Raw genomic sequence first — 25,522 nt, 5'->3', positions numbered from 1 at the left:
CCAATACCGGCCCGACACCCTCGACGGCTTCATAGCCGGTACCGGCCTGACCCTCGACACCCCAACATCACCCTGACACGCCGAAGTCAGTAACGAGCCGGTGCGTAATAGCGGGTGAGGGCGTGACGATCTGCTCGTGGACTGGTGTTCAGGCTGTTGTTATTCGGTCGGAGACGAGGCCGGCGACGGCGCGAAAGGTGCGGGCAGGAGGTCTCGTCAGTGGGTCCAGCGAATGAGGTGTTTCCAGCGTTGGTCGGCGAGCGCGTGTTCGACGGGGGCGTGGGGACGAGTGCTGGTGGCGGGCTCGTTCCCGGGACTCGTGAACTTCGGGCGGACAGGTCTTGTCCGTCTTCCTCGGTGGGGTGACCGCCTGGCCAGGGTGGTCACACCTGAGGCCGAGGTATCCGTCGTCCATGAGCACTTCCACGTCGAGGAAGTGCTGGTCACAGGCGCCGATACCTTGATTGCGTGCTGCTGTCGCATATCGTGCATGCGACCAGGCCGCAGGGCTTCCGTCCATAACGTGCGGCCCTCGTGGTCGACGATCACACGGCTGCCGGGCGCTCAGTGTTCTATGCTGGCGGGGTATCGCCTAGGCGTCGAGATACTCGTCCACCAGAGCATGTACGGAGTAGGCGAACTCTACGCTCCTGCCCAGTACCGGATCGTGCAGGCGTGCCGACCACCCGGCTGCGCCAGGGGTCGGCGTCCCCGCAATGGTGCCGGAAAAGATCACTGTGCCTACCGGTGCAGTCTGTCTGATTCGCTGCTCCAACACTTCGATCAGTTGCGGAGGGGCGAGCAGTTCGACCATGGTGCCCTTTTGCAGTGGCTCGGACGCGAAGGCCTCATTCGCCCACAACCCGACGTTTACCTGGTCCCAGTGACCGAGGACATCGGAGAGCAGCCACACGTCCGCGCAGACCACATCGGGGCAGACCGCCTTGGACCGGGGTGTGCTGACGCGCTCCACCTCCAGGTCGGAGTGGTCGGATCCGACGGTGACCACCCAGCCGTGTTCGGCCGTCTTGATGAGGACGTACTCGACTTCGGCGTAGGTATTCGCGCCGCTGACCACGATGTGGGGCGCTGTGGTCGTGTTCCCGGGAGGAAGCGGGAAGAGTGCGGGGATGGCTCCGGGGGCTGGCAGTCCGAGCTCAGCCAGTTCCCGCAGGTGCTCGTCGATGCCGGAGGTGTCTCGACCTGCGTAGCCGAAGTTGTACAAGCCGGTCACTTCCTGATGCACGGTGACCGGCTCTGCCGACGCGGTCGACGCGATTTGCAGGACGAGGCTCATGTGCGGTCCGCCGGTCATCACTGGCCCTTCGTCTTGTTCGTCGCGTCGAGCGCGAACAGGCAGATGAGTTCGTACACGAGCGAGGCTGCTGCGGTTGCCGTGATCTGTGCCCAGTCGTATGCAGGAGCGACCTCCACGACGTCGGCTCCGACGATGTTGAGGTTGGCCAGGCCTCGCAGGATCTGCATCAGCTCGCGGCTCAGGAGGCCGCCGGTCTCAGGAGTTCCGGTTCCCGGAGCGTGGGACGGGTCCAGGACATCGATGTCGATGGACACATAGACGGGTGCGTTCCCGATTCGCGCGCGCAGCCGCTCGACGATGCGCGGTACACCCTGATCAGCGACGTCGATCGTCGAGATGATCCCGAATCCGATGTTCTCGTCACGGACGAGGTCGTCAGGGTGATGGAGTTGGGCACGGGTGCCGATGTGGGTGAGGCGGTCGCGAAGCAGGAGTCCTTCTTCGTGCGCTCGGAGGAACGGTGTGCCGTGTGTGAAGGGTGCTCCGAAGTAGGTGTCCCAGGTGTCGAGATGCGCATCGAAGTGCAGCAGGGCGACCGGGCCGTGCTGCTGGTTGACCGCTCGCAGCAGAGGAAGCGCGATCGTATGGTCACCGCCGATGGAGATCAGGCGGGTACCGGCGGCCATGTGCCGGCTGGCTGCCTCCTCGATCGCAGTGAGCGCCTCTTCGATGTTGAAGGGGTTGGCGGTCACATCGCCGAGATCGGCTACCTGCAGGGTTTCGAACGGGGACACGCCCTGGAACTGGTTGTACGACTGGAGCAGGCGGCTGGCCTCGCGGGTCGCCGACGGACCGAATCGAGCACCGGGGCGGTAGGAGACCCCGCTGTCGAAGGGGATGCCCAGTACACCGACGTCGACATGGTCGACCTGGTCTTCCCGCGGCAGGCGCGCGAACGTGGTCAGGCCGGCGAACCGCGGTATCTGCTCGGAGTCAGGCGGAGTCACGTAGGGGGAGTTCGCGTTTGTAGCGGTCATGAGATGCGCTTCCTTTCGGTTTGGCTCAGTTCGCGGCTGTGTCTCGGGTGGGATCAGAGGGAGTGGCCGGAGGCGACGTACCCGCGTTCTGTGTCGACAACGTTGCGGAGCGGTTCTCCGCGCCGCCAGCGGCCGAAGTTCTCAGCGAAGGCCTCGACGAGTGCGGTGTCGTAGCCCTCGAAGTCTCCTGACATGTGCGGTGAGACCGTCACCTCGGGGTGGGACCAGAGCATCGACTGCACCGGCAAAGGCTCCTCGTCGAAGACATCGAGCGCCGCGCCTCCGAGAGTCCCTGCTGTGAGGGCGGCCTCCAGCGCCTTGGTGTCGATCAGGCCACCGCGGCCGATGTTCACCAGATAGCCGTTCGGCCCGAGGGCGGCGAGTACGTCCGCGTCAACCATGTGTCGGTTCTGCTCGGTCATCGGCGCAGCGAGCACGAGGAAGTCGACCTCGTGCGCCAGGGTGGAAAGTCTGGTGACTGCAGGCACCTCTCCGAAGTCGTCATCCTGGAAACCGCGTCGGCCGACGAGCCGGACATCCATTCCTAGGTTCTTCAGCAGCGTTGCGATCCGGCGGCCGATTGAGCCGGTGCCGACCACGGCCACCGTGCGGTTGGTCAGGTTGGCGGTCATGCGATGCTTCCACTGCTTCTTCGACTGCAGCGTGAGGGTTTCGGCGAACCTCTTAACCCGGGCCAGCAGCAGCATCGCGACATACTCGGCGATAGCGACGTCGAACACACCCCGCGAGTTGGTGAGGACGACCTGGTCGGCCTCGGACAGCTGCGGTGACAAGAGCGGGTCGACGCCAACGGAGGCTGCATGGATCCAACACAGCGACGGGGTCTGCGGGATGAGCGGGCCGATGTCGGCGAAGCGGTAGTCCCAGACCAGAAGCACTTCCGACCCGGGGAGGGTCTCTGCCAGCTCCGCGGCGGAGTTGGCGATTCTGACGTCAGCCTCGGCTGCCAGGCTGCTCAGATTGGGCTTCTGCTCCAGAAGGCCACCGGTGAGGACCGTTATGACAGGGCGGGTGGATCTGGAGTTCATTTTTCCTTCTTGTCTTCTTTCCGGACGAGGAGGTCGTCGAGAACTGTGACGTTGTGGTCAAGCAGGGCCTGGCGGGCTTCTGCGCGATCCGATTCGCGGAGGGCATCTACGATTCGGCGATGCCAGTCCGCAATTTCCGGGTGGTCAGGGTGATGGAATCGGAGGATGCGCAAGCACATCCGTGTTTCGAGTTGCAGAGTCTCGAAGATGGTGATGAGGCGGGGGCTCTCGCTACGCTTCACAAGCGTGCTGTGAAAATGCAGATCCAGCCTGTCGGATTCGGGCCAGTTCTCCGACCTAGCCGCCGCTTCCAGGTCCTCGACAATCGCTTCAAGGGCGTCGAATACGGATTCGTCCCCGCGGTCGATCAGAACATCGAGCGCAGCGCACTCGATGGCTCCTCTGACCCGATATACGTCCAATACATCGGCCGGCGTCAATTCCTTGACGTATGTGCCACGGCTGCGTTCATACCGGAGCAAGCCTTCCTGTGTCAGCTTCTTCATCGCTTCCCTGGCTGGCCCTCGACTCACACCAAAAGCATCGGCGAGTGCGGTTTCAGTGACTTGGTCTCCGGGCTCCAGCTTTCCCTCGGAAATCAGGTCGCGCACCTTCTCCATGACGACGTTGGCAAGGCTTACTGAAACCGCCGGCCTCACAGATCCCAAAGCTGAATTCACGACTACCCACTTTCGTGTGTACTGTATACAGCCCCATTGTATAGGTCTCGCGCTTGCGGTTCGCCGCCACTTCCGGGTTCTGGCAGGCAGTTGTCCCTCGGGGCAGAGGAGCACTGGGGCAGGGGGCAACTGCCCGCGTCGTCAGGTGCTCTCGCCGGACCGCGTGCCTGTTGCGGCAACGGTCTTGCTCGGCTCTGCCAGCTGTGTGTCCTCTGCCTGCCTGGTGGTGGACGCCGACACTCGCGCGGCCCATTGGCGGGCCACCTCTGCGTCGGTGTGCGGGGTGAGCAGGCTGACGACCACGTAGACCGCGAGGCTGGCGATGAGGCCGGCGTAGATTGGCTCGTTGGCGGTGATGTCACCGACGATCCACATCGTGATGAGCGTGGTCGCGGCGCCCACCAGCATGGATGACGTCGCCGCCGGGGCGGTGCCGCGCTTCCAGACCAGTCCACCGACGATGGCGACGAGGAGTCCGCCGACGAGGATGTCGTAGGCGATGGTCAGGGCCGCGATGATGTCGGTGATGGCGATGCTGAGTCCAATGCTGATCACTCCGAGTCCGACGACGTATGCCCTGTTGCCACGGACGTCAGCCTCTGCGTCGGACGTCTCGATCTTGACCGGCGGGAGCTGCAGTGCCCTGCGGATGATGGGCATCACGTCGGCCCGGCAGACGGTCGCAGCTGCGAGCAGGCTGCCGGAGGCGGTGGACATCATGGCAGCCACGGCGGCGGCGAGCACGATCCCGCTGATTCCCACGGGGAGAACGTCGAAGGCGATATCGGCGTACACATCGTCGGGCACCGAGATATTCGGCATGATGACCTTGGCTCCCATGCCGATGAGGGCGCCGGCCAGGCCATACAGGAGGCAGTAGATGCCGGTGACCGCGCCGCCCCAGCGTGCCACCTGCGGAGAGCGAGCGGTGAAGATCCGCTGCCAAGCGTCCTGGCCGATGATCATCCCGAAGGAGTACACGACGAAGTAGGTGACGATGGTGCCGCCTCCAATAGTCGTGAGGCTGAATGCTGAGTCATCGAGGCGATCGGACATTCCCTGGAGTCCCCCGGCCCGATTCCAGGTGAAGGGCAGCAGGAGGGCAAATATGCCGACCGACTTGAGAATGAACTGGACCATGTCGGTCAACGTGATGGCCCACATGCCACCCATCGAGGAGTAGGCGACGACAACCAGACCGCCGATTACTACTGCGGTGATCCGGCTCATGTCGAACATGACTGTGAAGATTGTCGCGTAGGCGACAGTCGACGTCGTCGTGAGCATCAGGGTGTAGGCCAGCATGACCAGGCCCGACCCGGCGGTTCCTTTACTTCCGTAGCGCAGCTGGAGCATCTCCGAGACGGTGTAGATCTTGAGGCGCTGGATGCGAGCTGCAAAACACAGCCCCAGCACAAGAACTCCTACGCCGATGGAAGTCACCAGCCACATTCCGGACAGCCCGTACTGGTAGCCCAGGCCGACGCCGCCCAGCGTCGATGCACCGCCGATGACCATGGCGGACATGGTGCAGGTGTAGAGCGCTGGCCCTAGCCGTCTGCCGGCGACCAGATAATCGCTCGTAGAGTTTGTCTTTCTTTTTCCCCACCAGCCGAAGGCAACCATGCCAGCCAGGTAGAGAACAATAATTGCGGAGTCCATGCTAGATCACCTGCTTGTATAGCGCTTCAGGGACGAGGGGCGTACGCCCGCAAGAACCTGTATTGCAGTGATTGATACATGACGCCGGCAATTGGTCCTGAACGAAGGAATATCGCGGCGCCCTGTTGCTAGGGGGCACTGGCTCTGTCGATGACGAAGAGTAGCTTTTCTCGGATGGTTCGGGAGGCGCGGACGCCTGGTAACGGACGCTGAAATGAATAGCACACACGCAAACACGATGTTGTGCGCGGTCGCCTGTCATCGCACCGCCCGCGGGCTCTTCCGGCTGACTGCTCTGATTCCAGACCTCTGCACACGCTGCGCGTCACAGAGATCTGGAATTCAGCTCACCGGGAGCCGCCCCGCTGCAACTGTCCGCAAGGTTTATCTGATCGATGGGGGTTCCGCTAGCCCCTTGCATGAAATTGAGTCTACATGTTAGCTGTATACCGTCAACATGTAGACGCACCCTCGGTGCCTCCTTGAGAGCGTGATCCCGGCGTCCGCGCACTTCAGGCGCGCTGGCGGACGTGACCAGGAGGCACCTTGGCCACGGAACGTCTGCACCACACCACAAGGGGAAGAGAGGACATGGCCGGCTGTGCTCCGTCGGCCGTCATCCGACCGTCGGCGACGGCATGTGCGCCTGAGTGGCAGACCGCAGTGAGGCCAAGTGCCGCCACGGTGCCGTCCGTACCTATGCCGCGGTTCGTGGCAACGCGAGCTCGGCGCGCAACCCGCAGAGCGGGAGTTGCGGGCGCGGCGTGGGTCTGGCGTCAGGCCCGCTTTCCCTGATTCGTCTTTTCCCCCTTCATCCACCTGATCAACACAGCGATAAGTGAGGCCTTGCCATGGCATCCATCAGTCCGGTTCTCAAGCAGGCCACCCCGGTGGTCGTGGATCACGCTCGGGGCAGCTGGATTCACGGCACCGACGGTGTCGCCTACCTCGACTTCACCACCGGCATCGGCGTTACCAGCACCGGTCACTGTCACCCGAAGATCGTCGAGGCTGCGCGTGAACAGGTGGGCTCCATCATCCACGCCCAATACACGACGGTGATGCACAAGCCGCTCCTGGAGCTGACCGAGAAGCTTGGCGATGTGCTTCCGGGCGGCCTCGATTCCGTCTTCTACGCCAACTCGGGGTCCGAGGCCGTCGAGGCGGCAGTCCGGCTTAGCCGTATGGCGACTGGGCGTCCGAACATCATTGTCTTCCAGGGCGGCTTTCACGGCCGGACGGTCGCGGCGGCATCGCTGACGACTGCGGGGACCAGGTTCTCAGCGGGCTTCTCGCCCCTGATGGCCGGCGTCCACATGTCCGCGTTCCCCTACGCCTACCGCTACGGCTGGGACGAGGAGACCACAGTCGACTTCGCCCTGCAGGAGCTGGACTACCTGCTGAAGACGCGTACCGCGCCCGAGGACACCGCGGCCTTCCTGATCGAGCCGGCTCTCGGCGACGGCGGCTACCTCCCGACCCCGCCGAGGTTCCTGGAAGGTCTGCGTGAACGGGCCAACCGTCACGGCATCAAGCTGATTTTCGATGAAGTCCAGACCGGGGTCGGCCGGACCGGCAAGTTCTGGGGCCACCAGCACTCGGCGGCCACCCCGGACATCCTCATCACCGCCAAGGGCATCGCCTCCGGGTTTCCCATCTCGGCGATCGCGGCCTCTGCCGAAACCATGTCCAAGGCCTGGCCTGGATCTCAGGGCGGAACCTATGGCGGCAACGCGGTTGCCGCAGCCGCTGGCGTCGCGACCCTCGCCGTCATCGAGGAGGAGGGCCTGGTCGACAACGCGCGAGTCCGTGGTGACCAGCTGCAGCAGGGCCTGAAGGAGATCCAGTCCCGGTTCCCAGTGCTGGGCGACGTCCGTGGCCTGGGACTGATGCAGGGCATCGAATTCACCGACCCCAACGGCTCCCCCGACACGGCCACCGCCGCTGCTGTCCAGCAGGAGACCACGAAGCAGGGCCTCCTCACCCTGACCTGCGGACCTGCTGGCAACGTGGTACGTCTGATCCCCGCCTTGATTGTCTCCGAGGACGAGATCGCCACCGGCCTTCAGCGCTTCGAGGCGGCCCTGAGCGCGGTCTGTGACCGTGCGCAGTCCCAGACGGGTAACTAGCCAGATGAGCACGTCCCGCACAGGAGCCGACTCACGGGATGAGCTCCGTGAGCAGATATCAGCAGCCGGCATCGAGATCGATGTGTCGGGCCGACGTCTGCAGGAATACTCCTACGACGCCTCCAACTATCGCGTTCCGCCCCTGGCCGTCGTGTTCCCGCAGAGCGTGCAAGACGTCGCCGCCGTCGTGCGGGCCTGCGCCGCCACAAACACCGCCCTGACCAGCCGCGGCGGCGGGACGTCAATGGCCGGGAACGCGGTAGGCCCCGGCGTGGTCCTGGACTTCTCGCGCTACATGAACAAGATCCTCGACGTCGACCTCAAGGCCGGAATTGCCGATGTGCAGCCCGGTGTGGTCCTGGCCGACCTGGCCGCTCACGTAGAGCAGGTCAGTTCGGCCCGGCTCACCTTCGCTCCCGACCCGTCGTCCAAGAACCGTGCCACCGTGGGCGGATCGGTGGCCAACGACGCATGCGGCAATCACTCCGTACGCTACGGCAGAACGTCGGACCACATCTGGGAACTCGACCTAGTGACCGCCGACGGCTCCCGACTGACCGCGACGAACGACGGCGTACATGCGACCGACCCTGACGACGCAGTATCCGCCGCCCGTGCCGCAACGATCACGGATGACCTCACACAGCTGGTCCATAAGCACCTTGCCGCCTTCCGGCTGGAACTGGGCAGGATCCAACGGCAGGTTGTCGGGTTACCACCTGGCGAACCTGCTGCCCGAAAACGGCTTCGCCGTCGCCCGAGCCCTAGCAGGCTCGGAAGGCACCTGCGCCGTGGTGGTGGGGGCGAGGATGAAGCTGGTACCCAAGCCGGCAAGCGCGCTGCTGCTGTGTGTCGGGTACAACGACGTAGTCGACGCAGCACGAGACCTCGAAGCGATTCTGGAGTTTGAGCCGGCGGCCGTCGAGGGGATCGACCACGCGATCGTCGACACCATGCGGATGCGCCGGGGCGAGAGCTCTGTGGCCGCGCTGCCCCAGGGGCGCGCCTGGCTCTACGTCGACCTTGACGGGGCGAACGATGTTGCCATCCGCGAAGAGGCGGAGTGCCTGCTTGAGCGACTCCGTGAGAACGACCGCATCGTGGACAGCCAGATCGTGTCCGACCCAGCCGCCCGACGCTCACTGTGGCGGGTGCGGGAAGACGGCGCCGGCCTGTCGTCCCAGCTGGCGGACGGCAGCCAGTCCTGGCCTGGGTGGGAAGACTCTGCGGTGCATCCGCTGCGACTGGCCGACTACCTGGCCGATCTGCGCTCGCTGATGAACAGCTACGCACTCGACGGAGTGATGTACGGGCACTTCGGAGCCGGCTGCATGCATGTCCGCATCACCTATGACCTGCGCACCGACGGGGGGGTCGCGGTCTTCCGCGAATTCACCCAGCGTGCCGCCGAACTGGTCGTGCGACACGGCGGATCCCTGTCGGGAGAACACGGCGACGGTAGAGCCAGGTCTCAGCTCCTGCCGGTGATGTACTCCCCCGAACTGATGGGCGCCTTTGCCCGCTACCGTCAAATATGGGACCCGGCCGGTCTCCTCAACCCAGGCAGCATCACCGATGCCGACCCGATCGACGACAACCTTGCCTTGACCGGTGTGCCGGAGCGCCCGTGGGGCAGCGGATTCGACCAGACCGAACACCCGACAGCAGCGGACGTTGTTCCCGTGACGTCGCTGAGACACGGCCAGCCGGATCTGTGGGTCCAGGCCGTACAGTCCTGCATTGGTGTCGGCCGGTGCCGCTCCGACAGTGGAATGATGTGCCCGAGCTATCGGGCGACACGTGACGAGAAGGACTCCACACGCGGGCGCGCTCGCGTGCTCCAGGAGATGGTGCGCGGGGCACGCAGCGTCGACGACGGTTGGCGTTCTGAAGAAGTCCGCGAGTCGCTCGACCTCTGCCTCTCATGCAAGGCATGTTCCTCCGACTGTCCAGCCGGTGTGGACATGTCCCGATACAAGTCCGAGTTCTTTCATCACTTCTACCGCGGCCGAATCCGGCCCGCATCGCATCTGTCGATGGGTTGGCTACCACGTTGGCTGAAGGTGACCGGGCGTCTGGCTCCACTGGTCAACCTGGCCATGAGAACTCCTCTGCGCCTCGTCGCGGCCAAGCTGGGGGGAGTCACCACGCACCGTCGGTTCCCGGCCTTCGCTTCCACCCGGGCCTGGCAAGCCGAGGTGGCTGCGGCCGGCATCGACTGCGGCCCCCGCCGTCGCGTCAAAGCCCGGCACAGCACAAGGACGACACACCGGAGCGAGCCAGAACGGTCCGCAGTGCTGTTCGTCGACTCGTTCACCAAGGGCTTCCGGCCCGAGGTCGCCGGTGCAGCTGCCCGGGTACTGAGCGCTGACGGAGCTGCAGTGACGTGCTCGGCAGACGTGTGCTGCGGCCTGACCTGGATCTCGACAGGACAACTCGACACCGCCCGAACTCTGTTGCGCAAGGCCGCCGACGCCCTGGACGACGGCACAGACCGCCCCATCGTAGTGATCGAGCCGAGCTGCGCCGCAGCACTACATCGGGACCTGACTGAGCTCGTCCCGACCGACCGCGCCCGTCGCGTGGCTCGTCGGGTGCGGAGCTTCGCCTCACACATCGACATCCTGCTGAAGGAGGGCTGGGTGCCGTCACCCCACCATCCGATTCCTCGGCAAGTGGTATTGCAGACCCATTGTCACGAGTACGCGGCCTTCGGATCGTCAGCTCAGCGCTCAGTGCTGGCGGCCCTGGGCATCGCCGATGTAGCGGAATCCACCAGTTGCTGTGGCGTCGCGGGGAACTTCGGTTTCGAGGCCGATCACTTCGATGTGAGTCTGAAAGTGGCTGAACAGAGCCTGATGCCGGCGCTGCAGAAGACACCTGAATCCGCCCCGGCCCTCACCGACGGCTTCTCCTGCGGCATGCAGGTGGACCACCTCGATCCGGCGCGTCAGCGCCTGCATCTTGCGCAACTTCTCGACCCAGGGCCTATCGAACCCACGACATTCGGGGCGCCGGCCCGCCTCGTCAAGCCGTATGGAAAGGACCAAGAATGAGCACCACTACGTCCACCTCACTCGTAGCCCAGGAACAGATCTCGGAAATCATCAGCGCCATCCCGACCGACCTGTTCATCGACGGCGAGTGGGCATCGGCCGCATCCGGAGCCCGCTTCGACGTAGTCAACCCCGCAACCGAGAAGGTCATTGCCAGTGTCGCTGACGGCAGTGCCGAGGACGCACGTCGCGCCATTGAAACCTGTGCCCGCGTACAGCCGGAGTGGGCGCGCACGCCGCCGCGCGAGCGCAGCGAGATCCTGCGGCGGGCCTACGATCTGATCATGAGTCGGCAGGACCTTCTCGCCACCATCATGACCACCGAGATGGGCAAGCCGTTTGCGGAGGCCAAGGGAGAGGTCGCCTACGCAGCCGAGTTCTTCCGCTGGTTCTCCGAGGAGGCCGTGCGCATCAGCGGCGACCTCACCACAACCGGCGACGGCAAAAACCGGATTTTGGTCTCGCGCGAGCCTGTCGGACCTTGCGTCCTGATCACCCCGTGGAACTTCCCCCTGGCCATGGGGACTCGCAAGATCGGACCTGCTGTCGCGGCCGGCTGCACCATGGTGTTCAAGCCTGCCGCGCTGACGCCGCTGACATCCCTCGCTCTGGTTGAGATCCTCATCGAGGCGGGGCTGCCTCGTGGCGTGCTCAACGTCGTGACAACCACGTCAGCCGGGGACGTAGTGAGCGAGTGGATGTCGAGCGGCATCGCACGCAAGGTGAGCTTCACCGGCTCCACTGCAGTGGGCTCTCGGCTCCTCAAGCAGGCTGCGCAGCATGTGATGCGCTCCTCCATGGAACTCGGCGGCAACGCACCCTTCATCGTCTTTGACGACGCAGACCTCGACCGGGCTGTGGAGGGGGCAATGGCCGCCAAGATGCGCAACATGGGCGAAGCCTGCACCGCAGCCAACCGTCTCTTCGTCCAGCGGACGGTGGCGCCCGAATTCACTCGGAGGCTGAGCGAGCGACTCAGCGCGCTCACTGTGGGTGACGGCATTGACTCTGGCACCGATGTGGGCCCTCTGGTGGAGGCCAAGGCACTGCACAAGGTCGAGGAACTGGTGGCCGATGCCGTTTCGAAGGGCGCGATGGTCGAGTCGGGCGGCGTCCGCCTGGACCACCCCGGCTACTTCTACCCTCCGACTGTGCTGTCGAACGTGAGCAACGACGCCGCGCTGATGAGTGAGGAGATCTTCGGTCCCGTAGCGCCCGTCATCCCCTTCGACACCGAGGCTGAGGTGGTCACCCGAGCCAACAACACCCCCTGGGGCCTCGTCGGCTACGTCTTCACTCAGGACCTCGACCGCGCATTCCGGGTGAGCGAGGAGCTGGAGGTTGGCATGGTCGGTGTGAATAGCGGAATCGTGTCCAACCCTGCCGCGCCCTTCGGGGGAGTCAAGGCATCCGGGCTTGGCCGAGAGGGTGGGCGGATCGGTATCGAGGAGTTTCTCGAATACAAGTACCTCGCGATCCCGAAGGTCTGACGGCCGGTCCTTCAGACCACTGTCTGTGCTGGGCCGCGGTGCCAGGCTCCGCGGCTCAGCACAGAATGCCTGTACCAGACTCTGCCCATTGACAACCCGTAGCCAACCCGAACGACCCTGCACAATCCATCGGCCCGCACTTGGCGGTCCCTGTAAGTCGCTTCGAGACCATGAATTCCCAGAATGCCGGTTCCGGTCCTGCGAAGGAGAAGAGGCAGCACCCCGAACATGCGCGAACCTACCGTTCGAGAGTTCCGGCCACAGGTTTCCGATCACGCATGTTCTCCTGAAACGGGACCTCTCCCCTGAGGCTCTCCGCTGCTGGCGCCGCCAGCACGAGGCCGACGCAAGTGCGTTGATGACCGCACAACAGGTTCTGCGTAGAACCTTTCCGTTGCCCCGTTCAGAGCTCCTTTCAGTGAAGAGGGGCTTACCGCACCCGGCCGCACGCGGTGGTTCAAACAGCCGCACTTAGACTCCGCTCGGTTCTATCGCGCCGTTGCCCGAGCGGACGCCCCGGGGCTCCCACTCCACAGGGTGCCCCGGGGCATTAGCCTCAATACCGGTAACTTAGGTGCAATCCGGTCGTTGTTGTTGGCGTGGCAAGAGCGGGTCAGTTGAAGTCATCTGGGGAGCGTCTGTCGGACCGGGTCGCGGTCGGCATGCTGACGCAGGCGTTTCCTCGGTCGCTTGTGGACGAGGTGTTGGAGGAGACGGGCCGGGTCCAGCAGCGGAACCGGTTGTTGCCGGCCCGGCTGGTGGTCTACTTCGTGTTGGCGATGTGCCTGTTCTCGGGGCAGGGCTATGAGGAGGTCGCCCGGCTGCTGACCGCGGGTTTGCAGGGTGCGCGGCGTTGGCGTGCGTCGTGGGTGGTGCCGAGTTCGGCGGCGATCTGGAAGGCCAGGTCCCGGTTGGGTGTGGCACCGCTGCGGCAGCTGTTTGTGCGGGTGTGCCGTCCGGTCGCCACGGCGGGCACTCAGGGCGCCTTCTACCGCGGCTGGCGGCTGACCGCGATCGACGGCACCACGTTCGACCTGCCCGACACGAAGGCGAACGTGGAGGCGTTCGGCCGTCCGCCCCGCTCCGGGTGGGGTGAACAGAGCGTCGGTTACCCGCAGTTGCGCTTGGTCGGCCTGGTGGAATGCGGCACCCACGCCATCTTCGAGGCTGCGGTCGGAGCTCTGCGCGCCGGAGAGCAGACTCTGGCCCGGGCGGTCCTGGTGTCCCTGCGGCCGGGGATGCTGCTGCTGGCCGACCGTGGTTTCTACGGCGTGGACCTGTGGCGCAACGCCGCGGCCACCGGGGCGGACCTGCTGTGGCGAATCCGCAAAGACCTCGTGCTGCCGGTGGTAGAGCAGCTGTCGGACGGCTCCTGCCTCACCGAGATCTTCGACCGCAGCGACATCCACCACACCCGCCGCGGGGTGCCGGTCCGCGCGGTGGAGTACACCATCGCCGGGCACGAGGGCGTCTACCGGCTCATCACCACAATCCTCGACCCGGACAAGGCCCCAGCCACGGAACTGGCCGCCCTCTACGCCCAGCGATGGGAGTTCGAGTCCACCCTCGACGAAATCAAGACCCACCTCGGCGGGCCGCATCTGGTACTGCGTTCGCAACACCCCGACGGAGCCGAGCAGGAACTCTACGGCTTCCTGCTCGTCCACCACGCCATCCGACACCTGATGCACCAAGCCGCACAACAAGCCGACCAGGACCCCGACCGGGTCTCCTTCACCCGCTCACTGCGCGTCGTGCGCCGCCAGGTCACCGACCAGGCGGCATTTTCCCCCCGGCAGACTCGCTCGCGCGGTCAAAGCAACCCACGCTGAACTCCTCGAACGCCTCCTGCCACCACGACGCCGCCGGACCAACCCCCGCGTCACCAAACGCAAAGTCGCCGGCCGGCCCCTCAAACGCGCCGCCCATCGGACTGCAGACCGCCCAACCACCGTGGCCATCACTCTCGTTGGTGCCACCAAACCAAAACGAGCCAAACGCACACCAAAGCACTAAGTTACCGGTATTGAGGCTATGCCCAGTGGCCCGCGGCGATCTCCCGCCTCACCGTCGACCACATCGAGGAGACAGAGGGAGCGGTCCGCATCCGCCTCGGCGCCGTCCCTGTCGAGCTTCCCGCACCCGTCGCTGAACTGGCCCTCCGACAAGTCGCGGTCCGCCGCAGCCATGCCGTCCTCGGCCGCACAGACTCACCCTGGCTGTTCCCCGGCGGCCAGCCCGGCCGCCCGATCAGCGCCTGGGCCAAGGGCGAACGGCTCCGCAAACTCGGCATCCGGCTCGCGGAAGCCCGCTCGACCGCCCTGTTCCAGCTCGCCACCGAGCTGCCCGCCGCCGTCCTCGCCCGCACCCTCGGCATCGACATCACCGTCGCCGTCAAATGGCAGCGAGCCGCCGCCGGAAACTGGGCCGCCTACGCAGCCGAGATCAGCCTCCGGACGCCTGCGGAGCAGGCATGAACTAGCGCAGGGCGATGAGCCCTGCGTCCGTCGGTCTGAAGCCGCACGCGTCGAAGTAGAAGGGACGCAGATGCTCTTCAAAGTCAACGTGGAGCCATTCGCAGTCCGCTGCACGGGCGCCTTGCGCTGCAGTCGTCACGAGTCCGGTCCCGACACCGGTCTTGCGCATGTCCTGAGCGACCATCGTGTCGAGAACGAAGGCATGGACGCCACCGTCCCAGGCGACGTTGACAAACCCTACGAGCCTGCCGTCTTCTCGGGCACAGACCCAGCCGAGGCTGTGACGGTGCACTTGTGTCTTCCAATCGATGGGCATCTGGGTGTGACCGAACGCCTCCACGTGGAGCGCGTTGACGGCAGCGTTGTCGAAGTCGCCGCGCCACTCATACGTGATCGTCATGGGCCGCATCATAGGTCGGGAGACGTCCGGCTCAGCCCTCGTTTTTCGAGGCCTATGCCCCTTCAGTCAGAGGCATTCCGGCAGTTCCAATACCCGACTCCACCATTACGGCCCTCGCACCCCCGGCGGGTGGAAGCGGTGCGCGCCATCGCCGCCAAGTACCAGTTCGACCTCACCGGCGGCCGGGTCCGCGCACGCACCCCCGACGACGACCTTGCCGACCGGATCCGCACGGGCGTTGGCTCGGTGCCCGTCCCTGCGGGACGCTGCCACGAGATGAACAACGTCCGCGCCGACGGGCACGGCTGCCCGGTGTACAACCGCTGCTTCTCCTGCGCCTTCTACACCACCGACTTCACCCACCTGCCCGAGCTGCGCCAATTGCGCGACGGGAAGGCGGAGCAGCTCGCCTCGCTGGAGAGCGCCTACGGCAGCGTGCTCACTGCGGGGCCCTTGAGCGCGGCGAACCTGGAGCTGCTTCGCAGGGAGATCCAGCAGATCGACGAACTCGTCGGCAAATGCGAAGCCGACATCGGCTCCCTCAGCCACGAGGAACAGACCACGGTGGAGTCCTGGCTCCACACAAGGGACCGGTTCCTCACCGTCATCCCCGTAGCGGCGGTTCTGGCTGGTCGGCAGCGTCTGGACCAGCCGACCGTCGACCCGATCCTCGCCGTAAGGACAACCGGATGACGCGCCCGGCCGCCCCGCGCAAGCAGCCAGGCCAGGCGACGATCCCCGCCGGTCGGGTTGAGGTCCTCGATGCCGGCAGGGCGGCCGCCGTTCAACGGCGCCGTGCCGACAGCGAACAGTGCCGACAGCGGGTCCTCGACGTCCTGGCCGCGATGCGCAAGAGCCGCCAGGCTCTCTCCGACGCGGAGATCACTCGGCGGGCCGCCGTCAACCCGCAGTACCTTCAACGCCACCGCGACCTCAAAGCGGAAGCCGAGACCGTCCGCGCCCACCTCGCCCAAGACGGGCCGCGGGCGGCGGCAGCAGCGACCGCCCGCAAGGAGGCGGCCCTCGAAGTCGAGAACCGCATGCCCCTGGAACAGAATGCCGCCCTGCAACGGACCCTTCACGAAGTCCAGAAAGAGCTGCGCATCCTACGCGCCCACGAACTGGGCGCCCGTCTCCGCGACGGCCTGGACGCCCGCTCGCTGCGCGACACGGAGATGGACGAACTACGCGAGCAACGAGACGCAGCACTCGCAGCCGGCCGCCAAGCAGAGACCGCCATGCAGGCACTCCGTAACGTCAACCAGCGGCTGATGGTCGAGAACAGCCGGCTGATCGCCGCAGATGCTCCGGAACCAACCCGGACAGCCCCAGCCGCCTGGAAGACGCCCGGCACTTGAGAAGCCTGCCGCACGCCAACCTGTGACAGTGATCATGTTCTGCTGATGAGCCTGACTCGCCCTCTGACAGTGAGGTCAGAAGGCAAGTAGTCCCCGGCTCCCTGGCCGGCACATCACGTATGACAGGGCGCGCGTCACCGGCCGTGTGCGCCCGTCGGTCGGTCAGCGGTCCACGGTCGCCCGGTGGAGATCGACCTCGCCTGCGTCGACGAGGGCCAGGCGCAGCTGTCCCGTCTCGGCCGGGCGGTCGTCGGGGGGCAGGGTCGCGACGGCCTGGAGCAAGGCCCGGGCATGCGGACGGACCCCGGCGTCGTACCAGCGGCCGGGAGAAGGGCGGGTGAGCAGGCGCGCGGTCAGGATCAGGGCGTCGGGACTGCGCGGGTGGCGGGCGGCGCGTTCGGCGACCTCGTCGGCGTTTTCCTGGGCCGGGGTGTGCTCGGCGCTGCGCCGGGCCAGGGGCAGCCACGCCTCGTCTGTAAGGGCGGACGTGGCGAAGTAGCCGGCGCCGGCGAGCGCGCCGGGCGGCAGGCCGGCATCGAGCGCAGCTGTCCACCACACATGTGCGACATCGACGGGGTTATGAGCGGCGTCCTCGGGGGTCAGCGCCATCGTGACGAGGGCGAGTGGGGACATCAGGTGGGAGACCGCCGTGGCGGCGTCCGGGCCGGTGGCCAGCTCGCGCCAGGCGGCCACGGGATCGCCGAGCACGTCGACATCGCCGTCCACCAGGAGCGCGAACGCGACGTGTGTGGCCACGCCCCGCCGGCCTTCGCGTACCGCGGCCAAGAGCTGGCCGCGGTCGAGGGCGGCGAGCAGCAGCCGGTCGGATCTGCCCCGGCGCAGCCATGCTCCGGCCGGGGTAGGCCGGTGAGGGTCGAGGGCGTAGAGCTCGGGATGGGCGGTGGCGAAGGCGGTGGCCCGGCGGTGCAGGACCGGCAGCCGCTCGCCGATCTCGGTTGCGGCGTCCTCGTCAACGAGGCCGGCGGCCAGGACGCCAGCGAGCAGGTGAAGAACGTCGGCGGACATGTCGCCGTCCGTGGGGGCTCGGCTGACGGCGTATTCGAGCAGGGAGCCCAGCGCGCGCACGGCCGGACTGGGGAACCGCGGGTCGCCGGACCGCTTCCTGCCGCCCGGGGTGTCGCCGGCGGGACGAGTGAGGGGTTCGGCAAGGGCGTGGAGGTGGACCAGGACGGCTGGCAAGCCGGTGCCGAGATCGGTGCCGGTGCGCCACACGACATTCAGCAGGTCGAAAAGGGCCCGATCAGCGAACACCGCTGCGGTGGAGAGCTGTTGGCCGGTCTCGGGGGCGGGCAGGGAGCGGCGCAGCGTGAGGGCGGCGACGGCGGCGGGGCCCAGGCCGTTCGCCGGTATGCCGCAGCCGTGGGCGGCGACGGCGGCGAGGTAGAACGCGCCGAGGTCCGGCCGGGCCAGAGCCTCGATCACACGGGGCACGTCGGCGGTCCATGCGTCCGGGGTGGCCCGCACGAGGCGCAGCAGCATGGTGGCGTAGCCGTCGGCGCCCGCGTCCGGCGCGGAGGCGAGGGCGGCCGCGGCCACGAGCGGGCCGGCCTCGCCGGTCAGCGCCAGCAGCCCCTCTTCATCGAGTGCGACCGCGTCGCGCGGGCTTGCCGTGGTGCGCGGGTCGGGCGGGCCGGCCTTCTTCAGTCGGCGCAGTGCGGCCAGCAGCGGAGCGAAGCCGGTGAGTAGCCGGGCGGGCAGCGCCGGCGACCAGTGCCACACCCGCAGCCAGGAGGCGTACGGCTCGACCCGGCCGTCCTCCGGGCCGGCATCGCCGGTAAGCAGGGTGCGGGTGATCTCGTCGGCGGACGGGGCGGGGCCGAGAGCCGCCGTGGCCCGGCGGTCCAGGCCGGCGGCGCGCTCGGGCGGACAGGTGTCCAGGACCAGGGCGGCCAGCCGTGCGCCTTCCGGTGTCGGCCGGCCCGCCAGCAGGCGCACGGTGACCTCGACCGCCCGGTCCCACCACTCCCCCGCGCCCGCGGTGTCGGTGTCTGCAGCCGGCGGGTGCGCGGTCAGGTGGGCGGCGAGCACCCGGTCGTGCAGGTCCGCGTCCGCGGCGGCGATCCGCGGCCACGCCCGGGTGCGCTCGTCCAGCGGGAGGCCGGCCGCGGCGTCCGCCGCGGCGAGGTCGAGAACCGCGCGGGCCAGGAGCGGGCCCAGTTCGAGGATCGGGCCCAGGAAGAACTTCGCGTCCATGACGCGGACTTCGTCCAGGTCGACGTACGCGGACCAGGATCGGCTCACGGGCGCCTCGGTGTCGCGGCGCAGCAGGCCCGCCATCGCGTTTCGGGCCGGGCGGGCCCACCCGAACGGTCCGCCGTCAGCCCGGTGGACGGTCACCACCACCTCCCGCAGCAGGCCCGTGATGTCGTGTTCGGGCAGGCGGGCGGCCCATTCCTGCTGGAGCACCTCCGTCAGCTCGGGGAACGCCTCGTGGCCGGCGTGCGCGCGCCGCCGCGCGGTCTCGTAGGCCAGGTAGCCGGCGTGCCCGAGGTCGACGGTGTCCTTCAGGAGCTCCTCGACGACGAGGAGCCAGTCCCCGTCCCGCGCGGCTACCGGGAAGTTGCCGGCCCAGCTGGCCGCCATCCGGCGGGTCAGGCTCGCCTTCTCGGCCGGGGGCCGCGCGAGGACGTGCGGGAGCAGCAGCCGGACACCAGCGGGATCCAGGGCCCCGGCGTCGGACAGGCGCAGCAGCACGCCCAGGACGTACGGGCCAGCGGCGGCGAGCCGGACGACGTGGTCGGCCAGCCACGGCCGAACCGTCTCCGGGGCGACGGCGGCCAGGTGCTCGAGGAACTCGCTGGCCGGCCAGACGTCGGCGGCCTCGTCGGCGAGCAGCAGGTGCGGCGCGTGTTCCTGAAGGACCTCCAGCCATGCCGGGGCTGGGCCGGAGCCGAAGAAGAACCAGGCGGCGCGCGCGTCCGCCCAGTCGGCAATTTCCCGTGCCTCCGTCTCGCCGGGCTCTGCGAGCGCGGCCAGCTGAAGGATCCGCTCCGCGCGGTCGTACAACGGCACCAGCAGGTTCCGGGCCGCGCCGAGGAGGTCCGTATACAGGTGCACGGCCTCGCCGGGCCCGGCGGCGCGGCCGTGCAGGATGCGCGAGGCCACCCCGTAGATGGCGGCCCACACGTCCAGTGCCGGGTCCTGCGCGGCACCCGGCGTGACGCCCATCAGCTGCTCGAAGATCCCGCGGGCCCGCGCCTGATGGAAACCACCCAGCGGTCCCAGTTCACCACGCAGCGCCTCGGCCGCCGCCGTCACCCGCTCCCACCCCGGGTGGTCCGTCACGACCGGACCGGCCGGGGCACCGGAGCTGGGGGTACGGAGGGCTGGTGGCGGGAAGGCGTCGACCGCGGCCAGCAGGTCCTTCGCCGCGCGCCTCAGTTCTGGCGGGTCAGGGGCGCCGGGCAGGCTCAGCAGCGCGTCCGCCGCACTGCGCACACACGCCGCGGCAACCTCGTCCGGCCGTTCCATCAGCGTGCCGGTCAGGACCCGGTACGCGTCCCGCAGCATCCCCAGCGCCCGTACGCCCGACGCGCCCCGCGCGGTCAGGGCCTTCGCCAGGTCCTCGTCGACCTCGGGCAGTTCGCCCGCACCCGTCGGCGGCGTCTCGTTGCTCACCAGTGCACCGTAGAGCCCGCCGGACCACATCGGGGCCAGAATCAGGCACCCCGTCGCCCACCGCCGCACGGCTACCTCAACCCAGGCGTCCCGCAGTCTGGTTGCGGCAGCCGTTCACCTGATTGGGTGAACTCAACGGCTCTGAGTGGCGGTTGTGTCGCGGACAGTGGCAAATTCCGTGCCGCACGTCGGTGGCTCATCACCGGCGTCCGCCTCATGCCGCCTCCGGCGGAGCAGGAGCAAGCTGCGAGAGGTCCAGGCGCCACCGAGGCGCTGTTGGGGCTGATCGTTCTTCGGACGCTGGCCGGTGGACTGTACGGGGCGAGGACCGCCGCACACCCTCACGGTGTCGGCCCGATTCCTCGCTGGCACGAGGCTTCGGCACTCGGGCGCGTGACACGCTCCCGATGGTCGGGAGTTTCTGTGCTCGCCCGGGATGCCCCGGGTGGAAGGACGACACCATGGCCGTGAAACGGTCCGACGACATCTACCCGCAGATCGGCAACGCCCTCTGGGCCGACCGTCTGGCGGACGCAATCGAGAACACCTGCGTGGACTACGAGGTCGTACCGCCTCCGCGGCAGGCGATCGTCGAGGGTCTGGCCGCCGCGCTCCCGGACACCGAGATCAAGGCCCTGATCGCCACCCAGCGCGGCAGGAAGGTCCTCAAGCCCACCGTCTGCCGGCCCGCGAAGGCCGGCGACGAACAGGTGCTCCTGCTGACCTGCGACGTCCACGGCGCCGCGGTGGTTCCGTGGGACCTCAACGACCGCACGGCCATCTGCTGGTCGTCGCCCGCCCCGGAGGCCGGCCAGCGCGTCAAGGATCTCGTCGCCGTCGAGCTGGCGCTCCAGGACGCCGCGAAGGGCGCGAAGTCCGCCGAGAAGGAGCGGGAGGCGCTGCGCCGGGCGCCCGGGGACGACACGTACGCGTCGCAGGCGTTGGCGGCGGCCACGCAGAAGCATCAGGGCGCCATCCGTCACCTGCACGAGCTTGAGGCTGAGAAGCACGCTCTGCTCGCCGCGCTGGGCCACCGGCGGCCGCGCCCGGTGGTCCGCGCCGTCCATGAGGACGGGCAGCCGAAGGCGGCGCTCACGCTCGCCGAGCAGCCGTACGCGGTGGCCGTGCACATGCAGCGATACGCCGCCGACAACCTGAAGCGCGCCGGAACGAAGCGCGGGTACGACCTGGCCGAGTCCCTCGCGGACGCAGGCCAGCTTTCCAAGGGCATGAACGTCCTGCAGCAGTGGCAGATCACCCACGCCGACGGCACGGTGTCGAAGCCGTGGCGGCTGGCTGCGGTGACGGGGAACAACCGTGCGCTGGCCCGGTTGGATGTCTTCCGGGTACGTCCGGAGCACCTGGTCATGGGCATGCCGCAGTCTCTCGTGCCCCTGCCGAAGGACAAGAAGGACGGCCCCGAGCCCCTGCTGCTGAGTCTGCGGGAGATCCTGAACCGGCTCTCTGCCCGGCTCAACCGGGATGGTGCGAAGCCGGAGACGGAGGCGACCGACCCGTCGCTCCGGGCGGCGAAGATCGCCACGGTGTCCGCGGAGATCGTGATCGGCTGTACGAATCCCGAGGCCCTGGAACACGTCCTGCGGGCCCTGAACGTCAACGACCACCTGCGCGGCATCCAGCCCTACGACGAGGACGCGCGGCTGATCGCCCTGTTCGCAACGCTCGTCGACGCCTACGCCAGGGAATCCCTCCTCGCAGACGCGCTCGCCGAGGCGTTCCCCGACGCGCGCGCTGCGGACCTCCTCGATCTGACGGGGGTGCGCGATGCGCTGACCGTCAACGGGCCGCTCGATCCACTGGAGCCGCTCGTGCCCGCGGGCGCCGACGTCTCCCCGGTCGTGCTGCGTGACATCGCGGTGCAGGCCATCACCGCGCTGGTGTTCCCCGGGATCCCGCCCGAGACTCCGCAGAAGACGAACGGGCGCACCGTCCGCGACACCGGGCGGTTCTGGCCGGTCGTCAGGGGGACGCTGCAGGAGCCGGCGTGGAGCCAGATCCGGGCGAAGGCAGCCGAGGGGCGCATGCGTCTGTGGTCCGCCGCCGTCGCGCAGCTGTTCGTGCACCGGGGCAACATCCTCTCCGCCCTCGGCCTCTTCGGCACCACGGAGACCAAGGAGGGCGCCGGACAGGATCCGAGGCCGCTCACGGAGCTGCTCCTCGGGGCGGAGGCCGGTGACGCGACCGCCTGGACCGCCCTGGTCCGGCGGATGACACCGGCGCTGATCCACGCTCCGCAGCCGTTCATCACCCCGGGGCAGGGCAGCGAGGCCAGCGATGGGCGCAAGGGCGTGCGCCGCACCCCCAAGAGCGCCCTCGCCGCCTTGACACTGGCGTACACGGTGGGCGCGCCGGGTGTCAGCCGGGCCCTTCTGCTCGCGTTCGCGAAGGCAGTGCTGGAGCACCCGGACGCGCCGCGGCCGCCCGAGCCGGACGATGGCACGCCCCTGGTCTGTTACGGCGAGCAGCACTGGGCCGAGGCGGACCGGACGGCGATCACCGCGGGGATGGTGATCGCCCCTGACACCGAGGGCCGGCCCACCCGCTACGTCGCCGACAAGGCGTGGTTCGACGAGCTGTTCCCCGTGAGCCTCGGTGCCCCGGCGCCGACCGCGTCCGGGAACTCCGCCAATGCGCCTGCGGGCGCCGGGAACACCGCGGACGCCGACGCCCCGCCCACCGCGCACGGCGAGGCGGCCGCCGACCCGCGCGACCAGCTCGCCAAGCTGCGCCGGGAGCTGCCGGCGCGGGTCGAACTCGCCGAGGGGAATTACCAGAAGGCGGTGGACGCCGCCCACGCCCTGATGACGGACTTCGAGGAGGCGCACCGCCTGCGCGTTCAGCTCGAGGAGGAGTCGCTCCCGGCCGAGCGGCGGATCGAGTGGATGGAGAAGCTGTCGAAGGCCCGGGCCGCCGCGCAAGCCAGCGTGACGACGCTCGAACAGGCGGAAGCGCTGATCCTCAAGGTCTGACCGGTCGGATCGGGTACGGGCGGGCCCTCGGCACGGTCGAGGGCCCGCCCCCCTCGTTCCTGCTCCGCGAACACCGCCCGCCCGCGACGGCCTCTCGGCAGGGGTCGGGGACGATGGCTCGAACCATGGGATGTGCACGCCATACGGCCGGCGCCGCGGGAAAATCCTGGTGGGCCAGGAGTGCCCCGAGGACGGTGATCACCGCCGCGACGTGCACGTCCTGGTGCATGTCGACACCGAGCACAATGTCTTCGTCCGCGCGGGGGCCGGGCTGCGCGGGCAGGGTCGCTTGGGGCATGCTGGTGACGGTCACGCGGCTCCTTCATCGGCTGGGGCTGATGGCCGACGCCGGGCCGGGTGAGGCGGTCAGAACTGTGACGGTGCCTTGTGGGGCAAGGCCCCTATCGGGACAAGCCCGCCGGTCCGGCGGCAGCAAGCACCGCCCGGGGCCGGAAGCCGACAGAACTCCTCAACTACGTCGCGGCCACCTGGGACAAGCAGGATCTGTCGCTGCGCCGGCACGCCCGGGTCGTGGCCCGCGCCCTGCGCACCCGGTAGGGGGATCTGGCTCATGTTTGCATCCACGGCCACCCGGCGCGCGTACTGTGAGGTGACGACCCGCCGGGAGGACCAGATGAGCGCGCAGCCCGACCACGCCCCTGTCACTCCGTACGCCCCTGCACCCGGGGCGCCGGCCGAACTCCTCGCCCAGCTGCGCGCCGACACCTGGGTGCCGGCCTTCGAGCGGGAGTGGGCGGCGGCACTGGAAGAGTCCCGCGCCACGTTCTCCCTCGCCGCCCTGTACGAGGTCGTCCAGGACTGGCAGGGCCGCCTCGCCTCCGCCCCGGCGGTCGGGCGGGACTCTGCCCATGAGCCAGACGTGTTTTTGTTGTGAACGCGTGTTGTTCTGACGTTCCGGAGGAAAAGTGACGGCCTGGTTTCGTGCGGCGTTACCGTCCTTAGCGCCTGTCTATCTCGGACCTAGCGTGATCTACACTGCCACGGTTCTGGCCGAGGCAGGTGACCTGCAGCCTCGGGTCGACCGCGTCTTTGACGAACTGGAACGGACCCTCGCGAGCCACGAACTGTCCATCACGCAGCAGCGTCTCGAGATGTACGCCATTCTGCGTGCGATCGGCAGGCGGATCGAGGACGCAACTCCCGCGGTTCGACCGATCGCCTTCCTTGAGGAGGTATCTCGGGAACTCGTCGCACGAGGCGGCTATGTTGACCGGCAGCCGGAGGAATGGCTGCTCGGCGTCAACTGCGGAGTCACCTTCGGCGCGTTGCCCAAACGTGTGCTGGAGTGGCAAGACGACACCCCTGCCCGGCGACGCCACCGTGTTCGCGGGATTCGGCTCGTGATTCATAAGGAGGACGGCTCTACCTGGCGGATGGTCCTGACCGGGATCGCCGAGGGACCCGTTCGACCCCGCCCGGTGACCGTCACGCGCCGAGATCCTGCGCTTGAGCAATGGATTCGCCCATTTCGCCTGGTCGCTCCGCTCCATCATGACAGCGTCGTGGAGATCGCCGACGTCATTTGGGCTCTGCTGAACGCCGACATCGAGATACCTGATCCGCCACCACAGGAATTCATTTCCATAAAAGGTGTGGGCGAGACCACCGCTGCCGTCAGTTCTGCGGTATCCGCACTGGCGGCCGCCGTCTCCGCAGCCGCTGCATGGCGGGCCAGCCGCCAGCCTCCTCCAGCCCCTCCGACTCCTCCTCCGTCCGCGCCGGCTCCTCCAGCCCCTCCGCCCCCTCCGTCCGCGCCGGCTCCTCCAGCCCCTCCGAGCATTGACCGTAGGCATGCCATCCAGGTCGCGAGAAGGCGGCTGCGTCGGGGGCGGTAGCCCGGACTTAGCCTCAATGCCGCTGTTTTAAGTCGTGGCCTTGGGTTTTCGCTTGGTCGGGGCGGTCTTGGACGCGGGAACGATGGTGACCGCCTCGGCCGGTGGGGCGGCGGGCTGGGGCCAGGTACGGTGGTGGGCGCGTTTGAGGCCCCAGTTGGACATCTTGCGCTTGACGACGCGGGGGAACGCGCCAAGTCAGCGGACCGGTAAGAGGCGTCGGGTGATCCGCGACGACCTGCGTGCCTACGCCGCCGAACACCTACTGATCTTTTCGTTGGTTCTGTGGGTGTGGCGGGTCTGCGGGTGGGGCTCTGTTGACGTGTTGTACCAGCCTTCTTCCGTTGTTTCCGGTTCGTCTGTTCCTCCTTTGTCACGGCCGCAGTTGGCGGAGGCCCGGCGTGTTCGTGCGGTCGAGTTGTTCGGGCAAGGCCGCTCGAACGC

General features: G+C 67.7%; 19 protein-coding genes. 12 read left to right on the top strand and 7 right to left on the bottom strand.

Annotation, left to right across the window (positions count from 1 at the left end; all coding sequences use genetic code 11):
- Window positions 1–592: 592 nt before the first annotated feature.
- From ACIHCL_RS35690 to ACIHCL_RS35670, 5 genes are all read right to left on the bottom strand, one after another.
- Window positions 593–1,297 (bottom strand): DUF2848 family protein, encoded by a 705-nt coding sequence (locus ACIHCL_RS35690; RefSeq protein WP_399868626.1) that lies wholly within the window; start codon window positions 1,295–1,297, stop codon window positions 593–595.
- 17 nt (window positions 1,298–1,314) lie between these two features.
- Entirely contained in the window at window positions 1,315–2,295 is a 981-nt protein-coding gene (gene speB, locus ACIHCL_RS35685) for an agmatinase (protein WP_399868624.1), read from the bottom strand.
- A 53-nt stretch (window positions 2,296–2,348) separates the two neighbouring features.
- The gene (locus tag ACIHCL_RS35680; RefSeq protein WP_399868623.1) at window positions 2,349–3,344 is read right to left on the bottom strand and encodes a D-2-hydroxyacid dehydrogenase; all 996 of its coding nucleotides are present in this window, start codon (window positions 3,342–3,344) and stop codon (window positions 2,349–2,351) included.
- Window positions 3,341–4,024, bottom strand: a complete 684-nt coding sequence (locus tag ACIHCL_RS35675) for a GntR family transcriptional regulator (protein ID WP_399868621.1) — start codon at window positions 4,022–4,024, stop codon at window positions 3,341–3,343. Before ACIHCL_RS35675 ends, ACIHCL_RS35680 begins: the two co-directional genes overlap by 4 nt.
- A gap of 141 nt (window positions 4,025–4,165) precedes the next feature.
- A complete protein-coding gene (locus ACIHCL_RS35670; RefSeq protein ID WP_399868619.1) occupies window positions 4,166–5,686 on the bottom strand; it encodes a sodium:solute symporter in 1,521 nt (506 codons plus the stop codon).
- Between the two features lie 851 nt (window positions 5,687–6,537).
- On the opposite strand from ACIHCL_RS35670, the gene ACIHCL_RS35665 reads away from it, so the two are divergent.
- From ACIHCL_RS35665 to ACIHCL_RS35645, 5 genes are all read left to right on the top strand, one after another.
- A complete protein-coding gene (locus tag ACIHCL_RS35665) occupies window positions 6,538–7,815 on the top strand; it encodes an aspartate aminotransferase family protein (protein WP_399868618.1) in 1,278 nt (425 codons plus the stop codon).
- Between the two features lie 4 nt (window positions 7,816–7,819).
- Window positions 7,820–8,725: an FAD-binding oxidoreductase gene (locus ACIHCL_RS35660; RefSeq protein WP_399868616.1), complete on the top strand. Its 906-nt coding sequence runs from the start codon at window positions 7,820–7,822 to the stop codon at window positions 8,723–8,725.
- Window positions 8,625–10,871 (top strand): FAD-binding and (Fe-S)-binding domain-containing protein, encoded by a 2,247-nt coding sequence (locus tag ACIHCL_RS35655; RefSeq protein WP_399868614.1) that lies wholly within the window; start codon window positions 8,625–8,627, stop codon window positions 10,869–10,871. Before ACIHCL_RS35660 ends, ACIHCL_RS35655 begins: the two co-directional genes overlap by 101 nt.
- The gene (locus ACIHCL_RS35650) at window positions 10,868–12,361 is read left to right on the top strand and encodes an NAD-dependent succinate-semialdehyde dehydrogenase (protein ID WP_399868613.1); all 1,494 of its coding nucleotides are present in this window, start codon (window positions 10,868–10,870) and stop codon (window positions 12,359–12,361) included. Before ACIHCL_RS35655 ends, ACIHCL_RS35650 begins: the two co-directional genes overlap by 4 nt.
- A 599-nt stretch (window positions 12,362–12,960) precedes the next feature.
- Window positions 12,961–14,193: an IS4 family transposase gene (locus tag ACIHCL_RS35645; RefSeq protein ID WP_399868611.1), complete on the top strand. Its 1,233-nt coding sequence runs from the start codon at window positions 12,961–12,963 to the stop codon at window positions 14,191–14,193.
- Window positions 14,194–14,839: 646 nt separating this feature from the next.
- Here the strand turns inward: ACIHCL_RS35645 and ACIHCL_RS35640 are convergent.
- The gene (locus ACIHCL_RS35640) at window positions 14,840–15,238 is read right to left on the bottom strand and encodes a GNAT family N-acetyltransferase (RefSeq protein ID WP_399868610.1); all 399 of its coding nucleotides are present in this window, start codon (window positions 15,236–15,238) and stop codon (window positions 14,840–14,842) included.
- A 138-nt stretch (window positions 15,239–15,376) separates the two neighbouring features.
- Here ACIHCL_RS35640 and ACIHCL_RS35635 point away from each other — a divergent pair, with 138 nt between their 5' ends.
- Complete coding sequence (locus ACIHCL_RS35635) at window positions 15,377–15,931, top strand: hypothetical protein (RefSeq protein WP_399868608.1); 555 nt, start codon at window positions 15,377–15,379, stop codon at window positions 15,929–15,931.
- Complete coding sequence (locus tag ACIHCL_RS35630; protein ID WP_399868607.1) at window positions 15,928–16,596, top strand: hypothetical protein; 669 nt, start codon at window positions 15,928–15,930, stop codon at window positions 16,594–16,596. The genes ACIHCL_RS35635 and ACIHCL_RS35630 overlap by 4 nt, the downstream gene beginning before the upstream one ends.
- A gap of 162 nt (window positions 16,597–16,758) precedes the next feature.
- Here ACIHCL_RS35630 and ACIHCL_RS35625 read toward each other — a convergent pair whose 3' ends face one another.
- A complete protein-coding gene (locus ACIHCL_RS35625; protein ID WP_399868606.1) occupies window positions 16,759–20,235 on the bottom strand; it encodes a hypothetical protein in 3,477 nt (1,158 codons plus the stop codon).
- Window positions 20,236–20,696: 461 nt separating this feature from the next.
- On the opposite strand from ACIHCL_RS35625, the gene ACIHCL_RS35620 reads away from it, so the two are divergent.
- The 5 genes from ACIHCL_RS35620 to ACIHCL_RS35600 form a co-directional block, all read left to right on the top strand.
- Window positions 20,697–23,225, top strand: coding sequence for a hypothetical protein (locus ACIHCL_RS35620; RefSeq protein ID WP_399868604.1), 2,529 nt, complete (start codon window positions 20,697–20,699; stop codon window positions 23,223–23,225).
- A 387-nt stretch (window positions 23,226–23,612) separates the two neighbouring features.
- The gene (locus tag ACIHCL_RS35615) at window positions 23,613–23,783 is read left to right on the top strand and encodes a hypothetical protein (protein WP_399868602.1); all 171 of its coding nucleotides are present in this window, start codon (window positions 23,613–23,615) and stop codon (window positions 23,781–23,783) included.
- 76 nt (window positions 23,784–23,859) lie between these two features.
- Window positions 23,860–24,120 (top strand): DUF6247 family protein, encoded by a 261-nt coding sequence (locus tag ACIHCL_RS35610; protein WP_399868601.1) that lies wholly within the window; start codon window positions 23,860–23,862, stop codon window positions 24,118–24,120.
- A 91-nt stretch (window positions 24,121–24,211) separates the two neighbouring features.
- The gene (locus ACIHCL_RS35605; RefSeq protein ID WP_399868600.1) at window positions 24,212–25,081 is read left to right on the top strand and encodes a hypothetical protein; all 870 of its coding nucleotides are present in this window, start codon (window positions 24,212–24,214) and stop codon (window positions 25,079–25,081) included.
- Between the two features lie 220 nt (window positions 25,082–25,301).
- On the top strand, window positions 25,302–25,522 hold a 221-nt coding region (locus tag ACIHCL_RS35600; protein ID WP_399868599.1), incomplete at its 3' end, for a hypothetical protein.

Source organism: Streptomyces sp. NPDC052042 (genome assembly GCF_044548345.1).
In the GTDB taxonomy this organism is placed as follows: domain Bacteria; phylum Actinomycetota; class Actinomycetes; order Streptomycetales; family Streptomycetaceae; genus Streptomyces.
The sequence above is the reverse complement of the archived record's forward strand: the minus strand, read 5'-3'. Positions and strand labels throughout refer to the sequence as shown.